We start from the raw sequence: 18,301 nt of genomic DNA, 5'->3' as shown, positions 1-18,301 counted from the left end.
GGGGTAAATTGTGGGGTAAGCGAATTTTGAAAAAGAAAAAGCACCTAGCAGAGCTTGCTAAGTGCTTGATATTATCTGGAGCCGATGAGCGGACTTGAACCGCTGACCTACTGATTACGAATCAGTTGCTCTACCACCTGAGCTACATCGGCACACCATGAGGGACATTTTCTAGCATGGGAATTCCAGCCAAGTCAAGCGAATATCGCTGATCTTGAGGCAGATTGCGGGCGGCAACAGACAGCCATTCAGCGGTGAATCCGGGTGAATTTTGCCCCCTCAATGGTCAGGTTATACATCAGACCTTTGTTGCTGAAGACAAAGCCGACCACAGGGTCCTTGATATCGATTGTATTGATGTCTTCACCGGCCCCCCACTTGACCAGGGCAACGGAACCGTCGACGCCGGCTTTCCATCCCTTGCTCCGCTGAAAATCAGCCAGGGCCTGCTCCTGCATAAACACCAGCACAACCGATTTTGACTGTGCCCCAAGCTGGAAACCAATTGAGGCGGCAGCGGTACTGTAGTAGGCTGTGGTCTTGCCACCGATCCGCAGCGCTCCCTCACCATATTCGCCGCCAACACCAAAACCGGCTTTATAGACCTTGGGAAACGCCAGGACGCCTTTGGCTTTTTTGAGAAATTCTCCCCCTCCGGGAACTTCCTGACGAAACCGTTTGAGGGTTGCATCGACGCCGATGGTAATCTCCTCAGCAGAAGCGGCATGCAGATTCCCTGGAAACAGGACGACCATAAAAATCGCTATCAACAGGGCAACAGCCCTCATAAGCAGCCAAAAACGAGCAAATGTTTTCATTTTTTCATCCTTTCATCTCATCGTCTTATGAAGACCAAATATTATATCACTATGACATTTTTTTACCTGCATGGCAACTCCACCCTCGACAACCAGCTGTTTTTCCCGGCAAAACAGTCCACAAGCACCAGATACCGCAACAGGATGCCATTAGCCGTTTTTAATCCCTCTAGCAGGACAAATACCTTGACATTTTACGACACTCTTCTTACCTTCAAGGCGTTAACTATCCACATCATCAGGAGGCCAGCATACTATGAATCAGGCAAAAACCGTCGCCCTGTTGACCGGCTTGACGGTCCTCTTTGTTTTCGTCGGCAGGATGCTGGGCGGCAACCAGGGAATGGTTTTCGCGTTCGTTCTTGTTTCAGCGATGAACTTCGGCTCCTACTGGTTCAGCGACAAGATAGTTTTGAAAATGTACCGTGCCCAGGAAGTTTCCGCCGCCACTCATCCCGATCTTTTTTCCATGGTCGGCGAGCTTGCCCAGCGGGCAGAACTGCCAATGCCAAAAGTGTACGTCATCCCTCAGGACACTCCCAACGCCTTTGCTACCGGCCGGAATCCTGAACATGCCGCCGTAGCGGTCACCAGAGGCATCCTCAGGCTGCTCAGCCGTGAGGAGTTGATGGGGGTCCTGGCCCACGAACTGACCCATGTGAAAAACCGCGACATTCTCATCGGCAGCATTGCCGCCACCATTGCCGGCGCCATCTCCATGATCGCCAGCATAGCTCGCTGGGGAGCCATCTTTGGCGGCTTCGGCGACGATGAAGACGGCGGCGGCAACATCATCTTTGTGATGATCTTTACCATGATCGCCTCCTTGGCAGCCATGTTGATCCAGATGGCCATCTCCCGCTCACGGGAATACCTCGCCGACGAGGGCGGCGCCACCATCAGCGGCAATCCCCACTACCTGGCAGCGGCACTGGCCAAGCTGGACGCCTACAGCAAACGGCTGCCCATGCAAAAGGCTAATCCAGCCACCGCCCACATGTTCATTGTCAACCCCCTGACCGGTGCCAAGATGAGTCAGCTCTTTTCCACTCACCCCTCCACTGAAGAGCGGATCAGTCGCCTGGAAAGGATGGCCAGGAACTGAAGAAAAAAGCAGATTTATCACGCATGTCGGCCGGCAAAAAAAGCGGATCGCAAGCGGCAACCATGTCGGTCATCAAAATTGCTTGGCAGGCACTGGTGGCCCTGGAAGCCAATCCGGCACCCACCGACCATTTCCTAGATCAGTTGTTCAGCCACCAGGGATCAGCGCTTGCCCCCCAGGGCCGGGCCAGAATTACCAACCTGGTGGCCGGCACCATCAAGTGGCGGCGGCGGCTGGACTGGATTATCGACCAGCTGGCCAGCCGCACAAAAAAAGTCGACCCCAAAGTCAGAAGCTTGCTGCGCCTGGCCCTTTACCAGTTGGAGTTTCTCAGCGGCACACCGAACTACGCCGTCGTTTCTGAGACGGTACAGTTGGCCAAGGCAGCAACCCCTGGCCGTGAAGGGTTCGTCAACGGCCTGCTGCGGACCTTTTTGAGGACTGGACAAGAAACCCTGTTTGCCGGTTTGACCGGCAATCCGACCGAGGTTCTTGGCATCACCCATTCCCTGCCGTCCTGGCTGGTCACCCTGTGGCTAGCGGATTACGGCTATCAGCAAACTGAAAAACTCTGCCGCCAGGCAAACAACTTTGCCGGAACCACCTTCAGGGTCAACCGGCTGCAACTCAGCCGTGATGCATTTCTGCAGCAAATACCCGGATACCAGACGGAAACGGCGGCGACTGGGGATATCATCCCTACCCGCTATGCCCCCGACGGCTTCACAAGCCAGCAGACCGGGAGGTGGCTTGCCTCACCGGCGTTTGCCAACGGTACCATCACCGTTCAGGATGAGGGTGCCCAGATGATCAGCTATCTGCTCAATCCGGTACCTGGACAACTAATTCTCGATGCCTGTGCCGCCCCCGGCGGCAAGACCGGCCATCTGGCCGAACTGAGCAATGACCAAGCCACCATCGTTGCCGCTGACAGCAGCCGACAGCGGCTGGAGCTCCTGGAAAAAACCAGAAGCCGTCTGCAGCTGCACTCCATCCAGCCTCTGCTGACCGACCTGACCAAACCATTACCCGGTTACGCACCCTGCTCCTTCGATGCCATCTTGGTTGACGCCCCCTGTTCCGGCCTTGGAGTCATGCGCCGCCGGGCAGACCTGCGCTGGCGCAAACAGCCGCGGGAACTGGAGCAACTGGCCACAATTCAATTGCAAATCCTGACGAATTGTTCTACATACCTGAAAAAAGGAGGGCGACTGGTCTACGCCACCTGCACCAGCAATATCAGGGAAAACCAGGGGGTGGTACGTGCGTTTCTGGCAGCCAACCCGTACTTTTCCCCCCTCCCCCGGCAGCAGAGCGGGCCGGACTGGCTGGCTCCCATGCTTTCACCCAGCGGCTGTCTGGAAACCTTTTTCCATGAAGAGGGAAACATGGATGGTTTTTTCGCCGCTGTCCTGACCCACGCGTAAGCAAGACCTGCAAAATCACTGGATCATCCCGTAAAAGGTAGCCCCATGCGCATGATTGCCCCCTCCATCCTGTCAGCCGACTTTGGTCGGCTGGCGGAAGAAATCCACGCGGTCGACCAGGCCGGTGCCGACCTGATCCATATCGATGTCATGGATGGTCATTTTGTCCCCAACCTGACCATCGGTCCCTTGGTGGTCAAGGCATTGCGGCCGCACACCAAGCTGCTCTTCGATGTCCACCTGATGATTGACAACCCGGATCGCTACATCGACGCCTTTGCCGAGGCCGGCAGCGATATTATCACCGTCCACGCTGAAGCGACAGTCCATCTCCACCGGTTGGTGCAGCAGATCAAGGAACATGGCCTCAAAGCCGGCGTTTCACTCAACCCTGCCACCCCGGTTTCGGTGCTGACGGATATTCTCGGCGATCTTGACCTCGTGCTGGTGATGACCGTCAACCCCGGTTTCGGCGGCCAGCGGCTGATTCCCAACACGATACAAAAGGTGGCCGCCCTCCGCCAGCAGATTGACGAACGGCAGCTGCCGGTGATCATCGAAGTGGACGGCGGCATCAATGTCGATACCATCGACGAGGTGGATGACGCCGGCGCCAACATCTTTGTCGCCGGCTCGGCGGTTTTCAGCACTGATAATTACACCGGCATCATCGCCCGGCTCAAGGGTAATTAAAAAGGCCGGCTGAGATACTCAGCTGGCCTTTATTGTCAACTCTCACCTTTTACAAGGCTCATCCTCTTTTACCACTCAAGAAACCCTTTCAGCTTGCGGCTGCGACTTGGGTGGCGCAGTTTGCGCAAAGCCTTCGCTTCGATCTGGCGGATCCGTTCACGGGTCACATCAAAATCCTGCCCCACCTCTTCCAGCGTATGGTCACACCGCTCACCAATGCCGAAACGCAGACGGAGTACTTTCTCCTCCCGGGGCGTCAGACTGGCTAGCACCTGAGTGGTCCGGCTTGCCAGATCGGAGGTTACCACCGAATCCAGTGGATTGATGGCCTTTTTGTCCTCGATAAAATCCCCCAGATGGCTGTCTTCCTCTTCGCCGATGGGGGTTTCCAGGGAGATGGGTTCCTTGGCAATCTTCAAAACCTTTTTCACCTTCTCCAGGGGAATATCCATCCGCTCCGAAATCTCAGCCGGAGTTGGCTCGCGGCCCAGCTCCTGCAGCAGGTAGCGGGAGGTACGGATCAGCTTGTTGATCGTTTCAATCATATGCACCGGAATGCGGATCGTCCTGGCCTGATCGGCAATCGCCCGGGTAATCGCCTGGCGGATCCACCAGGTGGCATAGGTGCTGAATTTATAGCCCCGCTGGTACTCAAACTTATCAACCGCTTTCATCAGGCCGATATTGCCTTCCTGGATCAGATCTAAAAACTGCAGTCCCCGATTGGTATATTTCTTGGCAATGCTGACCACCAGACGAAGATTTGCCCGGATCAGCTCATTTTTAGCCCGCTCAGCCCGACGCTCACCGGCACACAAGCGGCTGTTGACCCGCTCAAGGTCGGTAAGATTCAACCCGGTCTCCTGGCGGATCTGGCGAATTTTTCCCGCCAGGTTCTGCACCCGAAAGATGAGATCCTCAACATCCTCGGCACTAAGGGAAAATTCCTTCATAAACGCTGTCTTTTCAGCCTCATCCACAAGACAACGCTTGCACCTTTTCTCCAGCACGCGAAACCGCAGGGCAAAATTAGACTCCAGCCGCTCGACCATCTTACCCAGGCTCTGGCCGAGGGTGACAAAATCTTTTAAGGTGCTGACAATTTCATCAATATGCCGCTGTTTCAGGTTGATAGCTACAAAGGAGGTAAAAATTTCCTGCTCCTGGGATCTCATCTGGACGCGCAATGCCTGCCTTGAGGCAACACTTTTGAGACTCTTATCAGGATGCTTCAGCCGGTTGACAATCACCCGGTTATCTTCAAAGAGTGTTACGATCTGCTCAATGTGAGAGAGAATTTTCTGCCGCAGATACTCATCGTCACCAGCCCCATCGCCAGCCTCAACAGCCTCGACAGGGGCATCAGCAACAGCATCGCCCTCATCATCGTCATCATCACCATTTTCATCTTCGTTATTGCCCACAACAAGGTCATCATCAATCTCTTCTTCAACATCCTTGGTAATATCTTTTACCCGCAGGAGTCCTTCTTCCAGTTGCTTTCCCTTGTCCTGCAACATGGCAATGGTCAGATACGATTTAAGCAGGGTCTTGACAACCTCGTGTTCACCTTCATCAATCTTTTTAGCTATTTCAACTTCACCCTCACGGGTTAACAGCGGAACCGATCCCATTTCCCATAAATACATGCGAACCGGATCATGCTGGCGATCGCTAGTTACCTGCAGGGTGGCAGTGCTCTCCTTTTCATCAACATCATCATCTTCATCACTGTCCAAACTGTCGCCGGCTCCCGCAACACGCAGTTGTTTTTCGGCATCAATAATTTCCACATCCATGTCGGAAAAAAGCATGATAATCTCATCCAGTTTTTCCGGCGAAACAGCTTCAGCTGGCAGAATATTATTGATCTCACTATAGGAAAGGTAACCTTTCTCTTTTCCCTGCTTCACCAACTGGTTCAAGCCCTTGATATCAATTTTTGCCAACATTTCCTTATCGGTACCAGTCAATACTGCGCCGCTTTTGCTGTCACTCATGCATTCCCTCGTTTATTCTGATAGCACCATGTGCCTGTTTCATCGTAATCCAACTTTCGCCAGAATAAGGTACTGTCCCGTCTTACCCTATGACCTGTTCGCCCTGCCCAGGAAAATTTCGATAATTATCTCTTTACCTCATGGAGACAATCGTTGCCTGCCGTCGCTATTTTTTGTAACGCTGGATGACCTCCATTTTAGAACGCAGCAACTCGACCAAAGCCTCATCATCAGAACACTCTGCAATGCGACGATCTATTGCCTGCTTTTGCTTGTGAAAATGCTGCATTTTCAATTTATCCCGGCAATCATCCAGGACTTTAAGGGCAATTTCCTCATCTTCAGGAAGATTCATCATTGCCAACCTGGAGTAAAGGGTCAGCAACTCATCGTGCTGCGGGTGAGAAGCAAAAATTCCCGCGAGTTTCTGTTCACCCTCGTCCGCAAGCCGCAGCAGGGGAAGGAAAACACTCGACAGCTCCCGCTCAAAAAACTGCTCTATGCCATCGAGACGATCAAGGTGGCCGGGGAATCTGCTCAGCACCCCCAGAATCAGATCTTCAGGATCAATCACCAGTTCCTGTGATGCGGCGGCCCGTGGTTGATCCTGGCCAGGAGAGGAGGACCTCTTTCTCTGCTGCTTCCTGAGCTTCTGCAGAACCTCCAGGACAACCTCCTCGGCCAGGTGCAGCCGGTCGGCAACGGTCCGCAGAGTCATACCCGCCATGCCCTGATCAGGGATGACCCCAATAAGCCTGACAATCTCCTCCAGAACAGCCAGCCGTTCAGCATAGCCTTTGCCACGGGCTTTGCTTTCCTGCTCGCCCAGGTAAAAATCAAAAAGATCGACCTGGTCGGCCAATGCTTCGTGCAGCTTCGCCGACGGCAGATCACGAGCCAACTGATCAGGGTCCTTCACGCCGGCCGGCAGCAGGACCATAGAAGGAAACACTCCGGCTGCCAAAAAAATCGGCAGCGCACGGCAAGCAGCTGCCATGCCTGCCTGGTCGTTATCAAAAAATACGGCAATCCGGTTACCGTATCGTTTTACCAGGGTAAGATGCTCCTGGGAGAGCGCTGTCCCCAGGGTAGCCACCACATTATGAATTCCGCGGGCATATAGGGAAAGGGCATCCATATAGCCTTCCACCATAAAAACCTGGCCCTGTTCACCTATGGCGCGCTTAGCATGAAACAGGTCATAGAGAAGCCGGCGCTTCTGAAACAACGGTGACTCGGGAGAGTTGAGATACTTCGGCTCCGCATCAGCCAAAGTCCGGCCGCCAAAACCCACAACCCGACCCGCAACATCCCGGATGGGGAACATCAGCCGGTCCCTGAACCGATCAAAAACCTTACCGTTTTCCTTTTTTACAATTAAGCCTGCCTGGACGGCAATGTCAAGGTCAGCTGGCTTTTTTATCGCCTTGACCAGATTGTCCCAACCCTCCGGAGCATAACCAAGGGCAAACTGATCGGCATCAGCTTCCGTCAGCCCCCGTTTTTTCAGATATGCGCCGACAGGGCCGTCCAGCGACCGCTGCAACTGGCGCCGGTAGAAAATATGAGCCCGTTCCAGCACCACCGCCAGCTGTTTTTTCAATGATTGCTGTTCAGCAGCATTTTCCGTTCCGGAACCATGCTGCTCATAGGGGGCTACGTCAAGACCGCAGCGGAGCGCCAAACGAAGGATAGCCTCCGGATAAGGGAGATTATCCATCTTCCTGATAAATGAAATCGCGTCACCGCCAACCCCACAGCCAAAACAGTGATAAATCCCCTTCCCGCCATGGACCATGAATGAGGGGGTTTTTTCCCCATGAAAGGGGCAGAGCCCCTTGTAATTGCTGCCGCTCTTCACCAGTGAAACATAGTCGGCAACAACCTCGACTATGTCCACCCGCTCACGCAGATCGTCGACAAATTCTGGAGGAAAAAAGTATGATGTCATGTAGGGAAAATAGGAAAAGGCTGTAAAGAAAACCCCCTACAGCCGGAATTGCATATTATGCTGATGGTAAAACACGAACACAGAGCCATACAGGCATTCCGTTGATTTGTCAAGATCTTTATCCGCTAGATTTTCTCCGCAGATTACCTCACCGTGCACCGCTGACAGTACATACATAAATCCCTGGCCAGCATCGCTGATGGCTCAGCCATCTGCCAGCGTTCCCGAAAAATCATCAAGGGTCACCCCACTTTTTTTGCCGGCCAGCTCAACGTTCAGGCGGGCCATTCCTTTGTAGATGCCAACATAGTGCGGCATCTTTTCTTCCAGTGCCCGGAGATGACCGGCAATAGTCTCGTTATCACCACGGACGATAGGGCCGGTCAGTGCTTCCACCGGCCCGCTTTGGGCCAGATTTTCGAGGCTGCCGCGAATCAATGGCAGAAGCATCTCCCGGGCACTTTGGGGGTCAGCCCCCACCTGCTCCATCATCGAGATCGCCAGATACTCCAGGGCAATAAAAAAGTTGGAGGCGACTACCGCCGCGGCATGGTAGAGGGGTTTGTCAGCGGCGGCAATCCGCAAGAGATGGCCATCAAGGGCGGCCACCAGCCGGACAGCCAGAGAGTAAGCACCGTCATCACCCTCAAAACAGTAGTAGGAGCCCGGCAGCACCCTGATGGCCGCAGCCGGATCGGCAATGCTTTGCAGGGGATGGAGGGAAAAGGTTTTGGCTCCCTCGGCGGCGGCTGAATGCAAAACTATAGCCGTCAGGGAGCCGCTCGCATGGGCAAACAGCTGGGAAGCGCGGATCGCCCCGGCCGCCGCCAGTTGGCAACAGACAGTTTCGATGAAGCGATCCTGGGTGGTGAGAAAAACCACCTGGGCCGCAGCGGCCGCCGCGGTGGGGTCGGTGGTGCATAAGGGAGAACCAGTCAGCTCCTTTGCTGCCCGATCAAGTTTTTCCTGGTTGCGGTCGCACACTGCAGCTACCGAAAAACCGGCCCGCTCAAGCAACACCGCCAGGGCGCTCCCCACCCGGCCCATGCCGATAAACGCCAAGGTTTCTGCCATACAAGAACCCCTTTCTTCACGCTCATTGCCGCCGTTTCCCGGATTCGAGCCACACAATACACTGGCAACCCTCCAGAAAATCAACAGCGGCAAGCGGTTCGTTTTGCGGATAGTACGGCTGGATGCCGGTTCACGCTTATTCTCGCCGGCCACCCCTGGCCGGCTCCGAGGCTGACTGCCGAAAACCGCTTTGAACCGGCATCCAGTCGCACCCGGCGATCACATTGGTTGAACCATCTATCTATCGACCGAATCTGCCCCTGTCAAATAAAAAAAGGGAAGTGCCAAACGGCACTTCCCTTTTCACGCTACGATGACCAATGTATTAGAAACGCATGGTCATGCCGCCATTAACATAGATTACATCGCCGTCGGTATCGTACAGGTACGGCTCGTCATCACTGTAATCCAGGTAGCTGGCGTTGAGGTTGAAGCTGATGCTGTCAGTAAGATTGTAGACAGCGCCCAGGCTGTATTCAACCTGGTTGATCTCCAGATCGGAATACTCTTCAAAAGCCGGCAGCGCAACGTAATGGTTCATACCAGCAAAACCGGGGTCGGTCGCCGTCGCGCCAGGATTGGCACCGGTATAGGTTCCGGCATTAACATCATCCATTTCCGCTTTGCCTTTGTTCCAGACAATGCTGCCGTTGAAATTCAACTTGTCGGAAAATTCAAAATCAGCGCTGAGCATCAGAGTGTGAACGTCGGTATTGTACTCAATCTCATCCAGTGTGTACCCAAAACTTGGGTGCAGGAATGAGCCTGCTCAGCCGCCGTAGGCTGGTATGGAGAGAAACGTCTCATCCTCCATCTTCTGGAACTGGTAGGCCAGGGTAAAGACCAGCCGGTCGGTGGGCGCAAACCACAGGTCAACGCCGGGGCTGAACATCTCCTTGTCATAGCTGTTGGAGAACCCGGGGATATCCATATCCACCTCTTCCAGGAGATACTTGAAATGGACGTTGGCTGACAGCTTGGGCGCAATGGTCCAGGTGGCGTTGGCCGTCAGCTCATGGGTATTTTCCGGCTCAGATGTCAGGGTTGCCTCACGGCTGTTGTACATGACAAAGTACTCGGTGGCGTCTGATATCCACGGAAGAGCCAGACGGGCAGACGAATAAGGCGCCGCCGGACATGGATCAGGATTCGTTGCCTGCTCGGCCGCCAGCCAGGCGCCAATCGCTTCGGCATCGGCCAGCGCCGCCCCTTCGTGGGCAAACGGTTCATCAATGTCCTGATACTGATACTTCAACCTCAGGCTCAGGTTTTTGAAGTAGCGGCTGTTGATCCCGATACTGAAGGTATCGGTTTCCGTTTCGCCCAGGGCTTCATCCTCACGGTCGATCTCTTCCCGCTCGTAGCCCAGCAGCAGATTGGTCCTCGCAAAAAGGCGGTATTTGAGATTGATGCCATAGGTGTCAATATCCCGATCCAGGGACGACTCCCGGGTGAAGGGAAAACCGTCATGCTCCTGGTCATAGCCATGCAGGCCGAAGGTGGCAGGGTCGACAACCGTTGCCCCGGTGTCAAAAAAGGCCTCGAAAAGGGCATCATCGTAATCAATTTCCACCGTATTGCTGTCCAGCTCTTCATGGGAATAGCGCATGGAAACAGTAAGGTTCTTGATCGGCGACGAGGTCAGCCGGAAAGCCGCCTGATCATAATCGAATTCCGGATCATCGCTGACCGCGAAAGCACCATTGTCGTAGTCATGATTATACTCGGTGGCTGATTTGTTCTCCACCGTCGTATTGACATAGGAACCGAGAATGGTGGTATTGAGCGGCAGCGCCAGCTGAGCCTTGATAATATGGGAATCTTTTTCGGACTCGGGGGTTGCATCGTAAGGGATATAACCATCCGAGTAGGGCGCGAACGTGTCGGCACTATCCCAGATAATCTTCTCGTCGGCCAAGCCGCCGCTGTTGCTGGCGGTATCATATCGGTTGGTTGGCGCAGTGGCACGATCATCAAATTCACGGTAGAAAAAGGTATAGTCAACGGTCAGCAGCCCGAGGTGGGCAGTGGCACCAATCTTGAAGTCTTCAGTGAGCTCATTGACCCGCCGTTCCTCGGCATAGAAATGGCAGCCGGAGCATTTGTTCATCGTCCGGCCCTGCTCATAGCCGCGCCGGGTTTCCCGCCGGTAATCGGCATGGATTTTGATAAACTCGGCCCCGGGAATCAGGAACTCATTCTTACTGGTGAACTCCTCACGGATGATATGGAGGTCCTCACCCCAGGAATCGTGCTGGGCAACCGCCACGTTGGCGCCAATAAGGTCAGGACGGCACATGATCGCTTTGGTGGCCAACGCGGTATAGAACATATTGTCGGGGGCCATTGCCGGAAAGGCAAAATCAGGATCGGTATTCCAGTTCACCAGATCATCATTTTCCAGCCAGTGTTTGAACCGCTGGTAGCTGTTTTCGGTCCGGAAGTAGCGCTTCACATCAAGGTTCAACGCCCCGGACATCTCATCTTCCTCAGTGTAATTTATCATGGCATCATATTTGATGCCCTTCTGCCAGCCATCCACCTCGGCATCAAGGGTAACACCAATCCCCTGTTCCAGATGGTTGAATTCGCCGGCCCCTTCTTTGGAGTCGTCCACATCCACACCCTCAAACCCTACGCTCACCTTCCCGGTAGTCTGGTCGGCTTTGGCAAAGCTGGGTGCCAGGATCAGGCAGACTGCCAACAGAGACAATAAAGCAATCCGTTTCATGATTCCTCCTTACTTTCACGCCATTATCTGGTTAAGCCCCGACCCTGTCCGGGAACTGTCTGGGACGGCAGGTCACTGCCATGAATCTGTACGTGGCACTGGGTACACTTGGTGGCATAGGCCTGGCCCCAGGAATGTTCAGTGATAACCCGCGGGTCGACGGTCGTCGTGTCTACAGTACCTGTGGGAGCAGCAATCGTTCCACTGGGGATACCAGTCCGCCCTGAATGGAAATGGGGTTCGTGACACTGCAGGCAGAGATACGGTTCATTTTGAATTTTCAGGTTGTTGGCCACCGTCCCGTGGGGATCATGACAGATGGTGCAGTCATCGTTAACCGGTGCATGCTCAAAAACAAACGGACCCTGGTAGCGGGTATGGCAGTTGAGGCACAGGTCATTGAGGCGTTCATCGGTTTTCAGGTTGTTGACCATGGAACCATGGTTGGCGTGACAGTCGCTGCAGACCATCTTCCCTTCACGCACCGGGTGGTGGGAAGGATAGTACATCTTGGCCCGTTCCAGCTGGTGGCACTGGTAGCAGAGTTCCGGCTCCGCCTGCTTCAGGGAAGCGGCCTTGACCGGCGCATCGTGCACCTGGTGACAGGTGGTGCAGGCGACATCGTTGAAAGGATGGGCGGTACCGGCCCAGTCCATCTGCTCGCCGTCGCTGTGGCAGCGGAGGCAGACCGCGGAGGACTGATCGGCATCGAGCGTTTTAAAAGAGATAACCATTTCCGGATCTTCACTGTCGGCATGTTTGCTGGCCGGGCCGTGACAGGTTTCGCAGCCCTGCATGCCGATGGCCGTTTCGCTGGCCAGAATCCGGTCGTGGATGGAACCAGCAAATGTTGCCACTAACTGGTCGTGGCAATCGGCACACGCATCGTTGCCGACATACTGGGCTCCTTCAACGGGCACCGGCAGCTGCAGTGTACAGGCCCGCTGACTGGTAAACGTAGTACAGGCAGATGCGGTGAGCAAAACAGCCCCCAACATGCCCATACCCAGCAAGAACCAATTTTTCTTTATTTTCATAACCACTCTCCTATTAAGATTCCTCGTTAAACCCTCTCTCCGTTATATGTGCAGATAACAGAAAAAATGTAAGCGATCACCTCCTCTCTCATGTGGCAAATATATATCGATGCAATAAATTGGGTTAAAGCACTCAACTATGCAGTCAAAACACCATTAAATCCTCCTAATCTGACTGGAGAAATAATAAAACTCACCCATAATGTCAACTAATAAATGAAAACTATTTAATTTTTTTGTGAATAAAATATTATAGCTATATTCAAATACTTAACGCCGGATTACAGCCTGCAACGACCAGAATAAAAACAGCATCAGAAAAAAAAGGAAAAATCCCGGCCTAACTCCCTGAAGCCACTGCTTTTTACTTGACAATCCCTAACATTTTTTTTATTACTCTCCCCTTGCGTAATGGCCGGCAGCCGGTTATCATTACCATACAATAGAGACATGCATCGACACGCTGATGTGGCAATAATCCAGCCACACGCACAACACCGATAGTTAAGGAGAGTTTCCATGGCCGTACCAAAGAGAAGAACATCAAAAGCCAGAAAAAGACAACGTCGGGCGCACCACGCCTTGACCAGTCCGGCTCATGCCACCTGCCCCACCTGTCAGGCGCCGATCATCCCGCACCGCATGTGCGCCAGTTGCGGCACCTACAAAGGGGAAGTTTTCGTTTCAACCAGCACTGACTAACAAGGCGGTCCGATTCCCATTTCCGCATCCCGCTTTTTTTCAGATTTTCATCATGCAGCCGCACTTCACGCACCGCTTCATCGTTTTCTGATGGCGCCCCGAACCTGACGCCGGTCGACAGCATGACAGTAATGTGCCAATAGAAGCTTGAGGGCCCTTTTTTGCCGCATTACCCCAACTGGAAAACCACGCGCATGAGAATAGCCGTTGATGCCATGGGCGGTGACAACGCCCCTGAGGAGATCGTCGCCGGGGCAGTGGACGCAGCTCGGGATTACAATATTCATGTCATCCTGGTTGGTTACCGGGAGCGGATTGAGCACGAACTGCAGAAACATCAGATCAAAAACCTGCCGATCTATATCCAGCATGCTTCGGAAGTTATCACCATGGAGGATTCGCCGTCAAAGGTTCTGCGGCGGAAAAAGGATTCCTCGTTAAGGGTGGGGATTGATCTGGTTCGCGATGGCCGGGCCCAGGGAGTGATCTCAGCCGGCAACTCCGGTGCTGCCATGGCGCTGGCCATGTTCAGCCTGAAAAAGCTGGAACATATTGACCGGCCAGCCATCGTCGCCAACCTGCCAACCCTGAAAAACTCAACCGTTCTCCTCGATGTGGGCGGGAATGTTGACTGCAAACCCCTGCACCTGGCCCAATTTGCCGTAATGGGCAGCGTCTATGCCACCCATATCCTTGAAAGAACGGCCCCCAAGGTCGGTCTTTTAAGCAACGGTGAAGAGAGCAGCAAAGGCAATGAACTGACCAGGGAAACAGACGCCCTGCTCAGGAAAAGTTCTTTGAACTACATCGGTTATATTGAGGGTCGCGACATCTATCCCGGCGAGATTGATGTGGTAGTCTGCGATGGTTTTGTTGGCAACATTGTCCTGAAGACCAGCGAAGGGTTGGCCCTGGCAATAACCGATCTCCTTAAGAGAGAGCTCTCGGCTGGATTTACCCGTAAAATTGGTGCTCTGCTCAGCAAAAGTGCCCTGCGAAACGTAAAAGCCAAAATTGATTATACAGAATACGGCGGCGCCCCCCTGCTGGGAGTCAACGGCAACTGTTTCATCTGCCATGGATCATCGTGCAGGAAGGCGATCAAAAATGCCATCCGTCTCAGTGCCGAATTTGCCAAACAGCGGGTCAACGATCACCTGATCGAAGAGATGAACAAGAATCAGGAGATTCAGAAGCTCCTGCCGAAGAAAAAAATCTGGAACCAGCTTAAGGAACGAATTATCAGCAAAGATCGCGACGAAGAGGATTCTGAATAACAATGGCAATGACCAAAGCAGCAATTGCCGGCACCGGTTCCTATGTGCCGGCAACAATACGCACCAATCACGATCTGGAGAAACTGGTGGACACCTCCCACGACTGGATTGTGGCCCGCTCCGGGATCAGCGAACGGCGGATTGCTGCCGACCATGAACAGACCTCCGACCTGGCCTGCCATGCCGCCCGTCAGGCTCTGGCCATGGCAGCGGTTACCCCGGCTGACCTGGACATGATCATCGTGGCAACCGTAACTCCGGACATGCCCTTTCCCCCGACTTCATCAATTCTACAACATAAACTAGGAGCCAACGGGGCTGCCGCTTTTGATATCAATGCTGTCTGCAGCGGCTTTCTTTACGGATTGTCAGCGGCCAACGGATTTATTCAGAACGGTACGGCCAAAACCATTTTGGTGGTCGGAGCTGAAATTCTCTCCCGCATCGTCAACTGGCAGGACCGAACAACCTGTGTTCTTTTTGGTGACGGTGCCGGAGCAGTAGTCCTGCAGCGGACGGAAAAAACTGATCGTGGCATCCTCTCAAGCCACCTCCATGCTGATGGTCAGTATGGTCCCCTGCTGATGCTCCCCGCCGGCGGTTCGCAGCAACCGGCCAGCCATCAGACAGTGGATGACCGGCTCCATTATATTGCCATGCAGGGCAACGAAATCTTCAAGGTGGCCGTTCGCTGTCTCACCGAGGTCGCCTTCGAAGCCCTGGCACACAACAACCTTGCACCCGAAGATATCGACCTCTTCATCCCCCATCAGGCCAACATGAGAATTATCAAAGCGGTGGACAGCCGCCTTGGTCTGGCACCGGAAAAAGTTTTCACCAATGTCCACAAATACGGCAACACGTCTGCCGCCTCCATCCCCATCGCCCTCGATGAAGCCAATCGCATGGGCCTTCTGCATCCCGGCGACACCCTGCTGCTCGATACTTTTGGCGGCGGCCTCACGTGGGGGGCAATGGTTCTCCGCTGGTAACAGCGAACGCATCAAGCCATTTTCAACTCAAGGCAATTCTTTTTCTGACGACTATCCACTAAGCTGATGTGAAGCCGCGCGGCGCTGCCGAGCGGCAGAGAAGAGAACCACAGCAGAGGAAAAAAATCGCTATCCAATTAAAATCTTTTAATTTTTTTATTTTTTGCTTGACTTTTATCTGCAAAATACTGTTTAAGCGGATAATTTTGTCAAACTATACTCTTTCAATCAACAAAGAAAGACTGATCAGGAAGTCACCGTTTCCTGACAGCAGCCTTTCTGCATAAGTGATGAGCCAACAAATCAACACAAGGAGTTTTTCAGCCTTGGAAAATGAAAAAATTGCCCTTTTATTTCCCGGCCAAGGTTCACAGTATGTGGGTATGGCAAAAGAGCTCCATCATACATTCCAGGCTGCCAGAGAGGTTTTTGCCGAAGCAGGCGATTCCCTCGGACAGGACCTGGCCCACACCTGCTTTGACGCTGACCGGGAAGAACTGAATGAAACAGCGAACACCCAGCCGGCAATTCTGACTGCCAGCATCGCCACCCTTAAGGTGCTGGGGCAGGAATTCGGCATTAAACCGATAATGCTGGCCGGGCACAGCTTGGGCGAATATTCCGCCTTGGTGGCTGCCAATGTGGTTTCCTTTTACGACGCGGTCCAGGTAGTGCGGGCGCGGGGCAAATTCATGCAAAGCGCCGTTCCCCTGGGCCATGGGACCATGGCTGCCGTACTGGGGATGGAGACCGGACACATCGAGGAAATCTGCCACGCCACCACCGACACAGAAAAAGATAAGGTTGTCGAGCCGGCCAACTATAACTGCCCGGGACAGATTGTCATCTCCGGCCATATTTCAGCGGTTGATGAGGCCACCCAGAAAGCCAGAGAAGCCGGAGCCAGCCGGGCAGTGAAACTACCGGTCAGCGCACCCTTTCACTGCTCACTAATGGAACCAGCCGCCCGCAAACTGGCGGAGAAGTTTTCCGCTGTCAGGATCAGCGAGCCGGAGATCCCGGTCATCTCAAATGTTGACGCTGACACCAACTATTCTGCCGCAGGAACCCGTGATCTGCTGGTCCGCCAGGTAAGCAACGCGGTACGATGGGAGGAGTCCATGAACCTCATGATTGCCCGCGGCGTCACCAGGGTTATCGAGGTGGGGCCCGGCAGGGTGCTTTCCGGCCTGATGAAACGCATCAACCGCCGCATTAAGACCCATAATATCGAAACCTGTGCCGATCTGAAAAAACTTGCAGAGGCATTGGGATGAGTACGATTACCGCTGCGTTTGACTTTTCCGGCCGGACCGCATTGGTTACCGGCGGAACGAGAGGTATCGGTAAAGCCATCGTTGCCACCCTGGCTGAACTGGGTGCAACCGTCTATTTCTGTGGCACCAACCGGGAGCTGGGGGGGAAAGTTGCCCTGGAGTTGGAAGATACGGCCGGCAAGGTGCGTTTCCTGCCAGCTGACATCAGCTCCCTGAGCCAGAGCCAGGAGCTTGTCAAAACGATCATCGGCAATGATGAGAAACTTGATTTTCTCATCAATAATGCCGGCATTACCCGCGACAATCTCATCCTGAGGATGAAAGAAGATGAGTGGGATGAAGTAATGGCCGTCAACCTGAAAGGTTGCTTCAATTGCACCAAGGCGGCGGTCAAGGGAATGGTCAAGCAGCGCTTTGGCCGCCTGGTGTTCCTTTCATCGGTCGTCGGCATCATGGGCAATGCAGGACAGGCCAACTATGCCGCTTCCAAGGCGGGAATCATCGGCTTCAGCAAGGCAATGGCCCGGGAACTGGCCGCCCGCCAGATAACCAGCAATGTCATTGCCCCCGGCTACATCCAAACAGAAATGACTGAAGGAATGACCGACAAGGCCAGGGAAGCCATGATTGAGCTGATCCCTAGCCAGCGGTTGGGTACCGTCGGCGACATTGCCAGTGCGGTGGCCTTTCTACTCTCACCCCTTGCCTCATACATTACCGGCCAGGTGCTGCAGGTCAATGGCGGCCTGCTGATCTCCTGATGGCCCTATAATCCATCAATCAATCGCAGAAAATATTCTTATTTAAGGAGGAAACACCACATGTCTATTGAGCAGAAAGTAAAAGAAATCATCGCTGAACAGCTGGGAATTAAGGATATTGCGGAAATCAGCAACGAAGCCTCTTTCATCGATGATTTAGGCGCCGACTCTCTGGATACGGTAGAGCTGGTCATGGCTTTTGAAGAGGAATACGGCGTTGAAATTCCGGATGAAGATGCTGAAAAAATCCGGACCGTTCAGAGTGCCATCGACTACATTAAAGAACATCAGGAATAGCCCCTTTATAACTGCCAGAGAGTACGTTCATTGGTCATGCCTAGAGACGTTCACCACCCCGGTGAACGTCTTTTTTCCTTTACAATTAACCGAAATAATACTACATGAAAAGGCTGCTGTTACAAAGCTCACCTCGTCAAAAACATGAAGGAGGAAGAG

16 protein-coding genes and 1 tRNA gene are annotated in these 18,301 nt (G+C 53.6%); 9 read left to right on the top strand and 8 right to left on the bottom strand.

The features are described from left to right. Nucleotides 1-76: 76 nt before the first annotated feature. Nucleotides 77-152 (bottom strand) — tRNA-Thr (locus tag JXO50_02205). A 96-nt stretch (nt 153-248) separates the two neighbouring features. Then, nucleotides 249-788, bottom strand: coding sequence for a hypothetical protein (locus JXO50_02200; GenBank protein ID MBN2331896.1), 540 nt, complete (start codon nt 786-788; stop codon nt 249-251). Between the two features lie 286 nt (nt 789-1,074). On the opposite strand from JXO50_02200, the gene htpX reads away from it, so the two are divergent. The 3 genes from htpX to JXO50_02185 are packed head-to-tail and all read left to right on the top strand — an operon-like array spanning nt 1,075 to nt 4,043. After that, nucleotides 1,075-1,923: a zinc metalloprotease HtpX gene (gene htpX, locus JXO50_02195; GenBank protein MBN2331895.1), complete on the top strand. Its 849-nt coding sequence runs from the start codon at nt 1,075-1,077 to the stop codon at nt 1,921-1,923. A gap of 23 nt (nt 1,924-1,946) precedes the next feature. Continuing rightward, a complete protein-coding gene (gene rsmB / locus JXO50_02190; protein MBN2331894.1) occupies nt 1,947-3,350 on the top strand; it encodes a 16S rRNA (cytosine(967)-C(5))-methyltransferase RsmB in 1,404 nt (467 codons plus the stop codon). A gap of 45 nt (nt 3,351-3,395) precedes the next feature. Then, nucleotides 3,396-4,043, top strand: coding sequence for a ribulose-phosphate 3-epimerase (locus tag JXO50_02185; protein MBN2331893.1), 648 nt, complete (start codon nt 3,396-3,398; stop codon nt 4,041-4,043). Between the two features lie 68 nt (nt 4,044-4,111). On the opposite strand, the gene rpoD is transcribed toward JXO50_02185, so the two are convergent. The 6 genes from rpoD to JXO50_02155 form a co-directional block, all read right to left on the bottom strand. After that, the gene (gene rpoD / locus JXO50_02180; protein MBN2331892.1) at nt 4,112-5,992 is read right to left on the bottom strand and encodes an RNA polymerase sigma factor RpoD; all 1,881 of its coding nucleotides are present in this window, start codon (nt 5,990-5,992) and stop codon (nt 4,112-4,114) included. Nucleotides 5,993-6,209: 217 nt separating this feature from the next. Further along, nucleotides 6,210-7,994 carry a DNA primase gene (locus tag JXO50_02175; protein ID MBN2331891.1) on the bottom strand — a complete coding sequence of 595 codons (1,785 nt, stop codon included), beginning with the start codon at nt 7,992-7,994 and terminating at the stop codon, nt 6,210-6,212. Between the two features lie 204 nt (nt 7,995-8,198). After that, nucleotides 8,199-9,068 (bottom strand): DUF2520 domain-containing protein, encoded by an 870-nt coding sequence (locus JXO50_02170; GenBank protein ID MBN2331890.1) that lies wholly within the window; start codon nt 9,066-9,068, stop codon nt 8,199-8,201. A gap of 325 nt (nt 9,069-9,393) precedes the next feature. After that, entirely contained in the window at nt 9,394-9,762 is a 369-nt protein-coding gene (locus JXO50_02165; GenBank protein ID MBN2331889.1) for a hypothetical protein, read from the bottom strand. Nucleotides 9,763-9,837: 75 nt separating this feature from the next. Next, a complete protein-coding gene (locus tag JXO50_02160) occupies nt 9,838-11,799 on the bottom strand; it encodes an MtrB/PioB family outer membrane beta-barrel protein (protein ID MBN2331888.1) in 1,962 nt (653 codons plus the stop codon). A 23-nt stretch (nt 11,800-11,822) separates the two neighbouring features. Then, on the bottom strand, nt 11,823-12,836 hold the full coding sequence (locus JXO50_02155) for a DmsE family decaheme c-type cytochrome (protein ID MBN2331887.1): 1,014 nt from the start codon (nt 12,834-12,836) through the stop codon (nt 11,823-11,825). A 519-nt stretch (nt 12,837-13,355) separates the two neighbouring features. Between JXO50_02155 and rpmF the strand changes: the two genes are divergently transcribed. The 6 genes from rpmF to acpP all read left to right on the top strand — a co-directional run bounded on the left by rpmF (nt 13,356) and on the right by acpP (nt 18,142). Further along, on the top strand, nt 13,356-13,538 hold the full coding sequence (gene rpmF, locus JXO50_02150) for a 50S ribosomal protein L32 (GenBank protein MBN2331886.1): 183 nt from the start codon (nt 13,356-13,358) through the stop codon (nt 13,536-13,538). Nucleotides 13,539-13,732: 194 nt separating this feature from the next. After that, the gene (plsX, locus tag JXO50_02145) at nt 13,733-14,815 is read left to right on the top strand and encodes a phosphate acyltransferase PlsX (protein MBN2331885.1); all 1,083 of its coding nucleotides are present in this window, start codon (nt 13,733-13,735) and stop codon (nt 14,813-14,815) included. 8 nt (nt 14,816-14,823) lie between these two features. Beyond that, the gene (locus JXO50_02140) at nt 14,824-15,807 is read left to right on the top strand and encodes a ketoacyl-ACP synthase III (GenBank protein ID MBN2331884.1); all 984 of its coding nucleotides are present in this window, start codon (nt 14,824-14,826) and stop codon (nt 15,805-15,807) included. Between the two features lie 290 nt (nt 15,808-16,097). Continuing rightward, nucleotides 16,098-17,084 (top strand): ACP S-malonyltransferase, encoded by a 987-nt coding sequence (gene fabD / locus JXO50_02135; GenBank protein ID MBN2331883.1) that lies wholly within the window; start codon nt 16,098-16,100, stop codon nt 17,082-17,084. Further along, nucleotides 17,081-17,845 (top strand): 3-oxoacyl-[acyl-carrier-protein] reductase, encoded by a 765-nt coding sequence (gene fabG / locus JXO50_02130; GenBank protein ID MBN2331882.1) that lies wholly within the window; start codon nt 17,081-17,083, stop codon nt 17,843-17,845. Before fabD ends, fabG begins: the two co-directional genes overlap by 4 nt. Nucleotides 17,846-17,905: 60 nt before the next feature. Further along, on the top strand, nt 17,906-18,142 hold the full coding sequence (gene acpP, locus JXO50_02125; GenBank protein MBN2331881.1) for an acyl carrier protein: 237 nt from the start codon (nt 17,906-17,908) through the stop codon (nt 18,140-18,142). Nucleotides 18,143-18,301: the final 159 nt, after the last annotated feature.

Origin of the sequence: Candidatus Anaeroferrophillus wilburensis, from assembly GCA_016934315.1 — a bacterium.
Lineage (GTDB): Bacteria > Desulfobacterota > Anaeroferrophillalia > Anaeroferrophillales > Anaeroferrophillaceae > Anaeroferrophillus > Anaeroferrophillus wilburensis.
The sequence above is the reverse complement of the archived record's forward strand: the minus strand, read 5'-3'. Positions and strand labels throughout refer to the sequence as shown.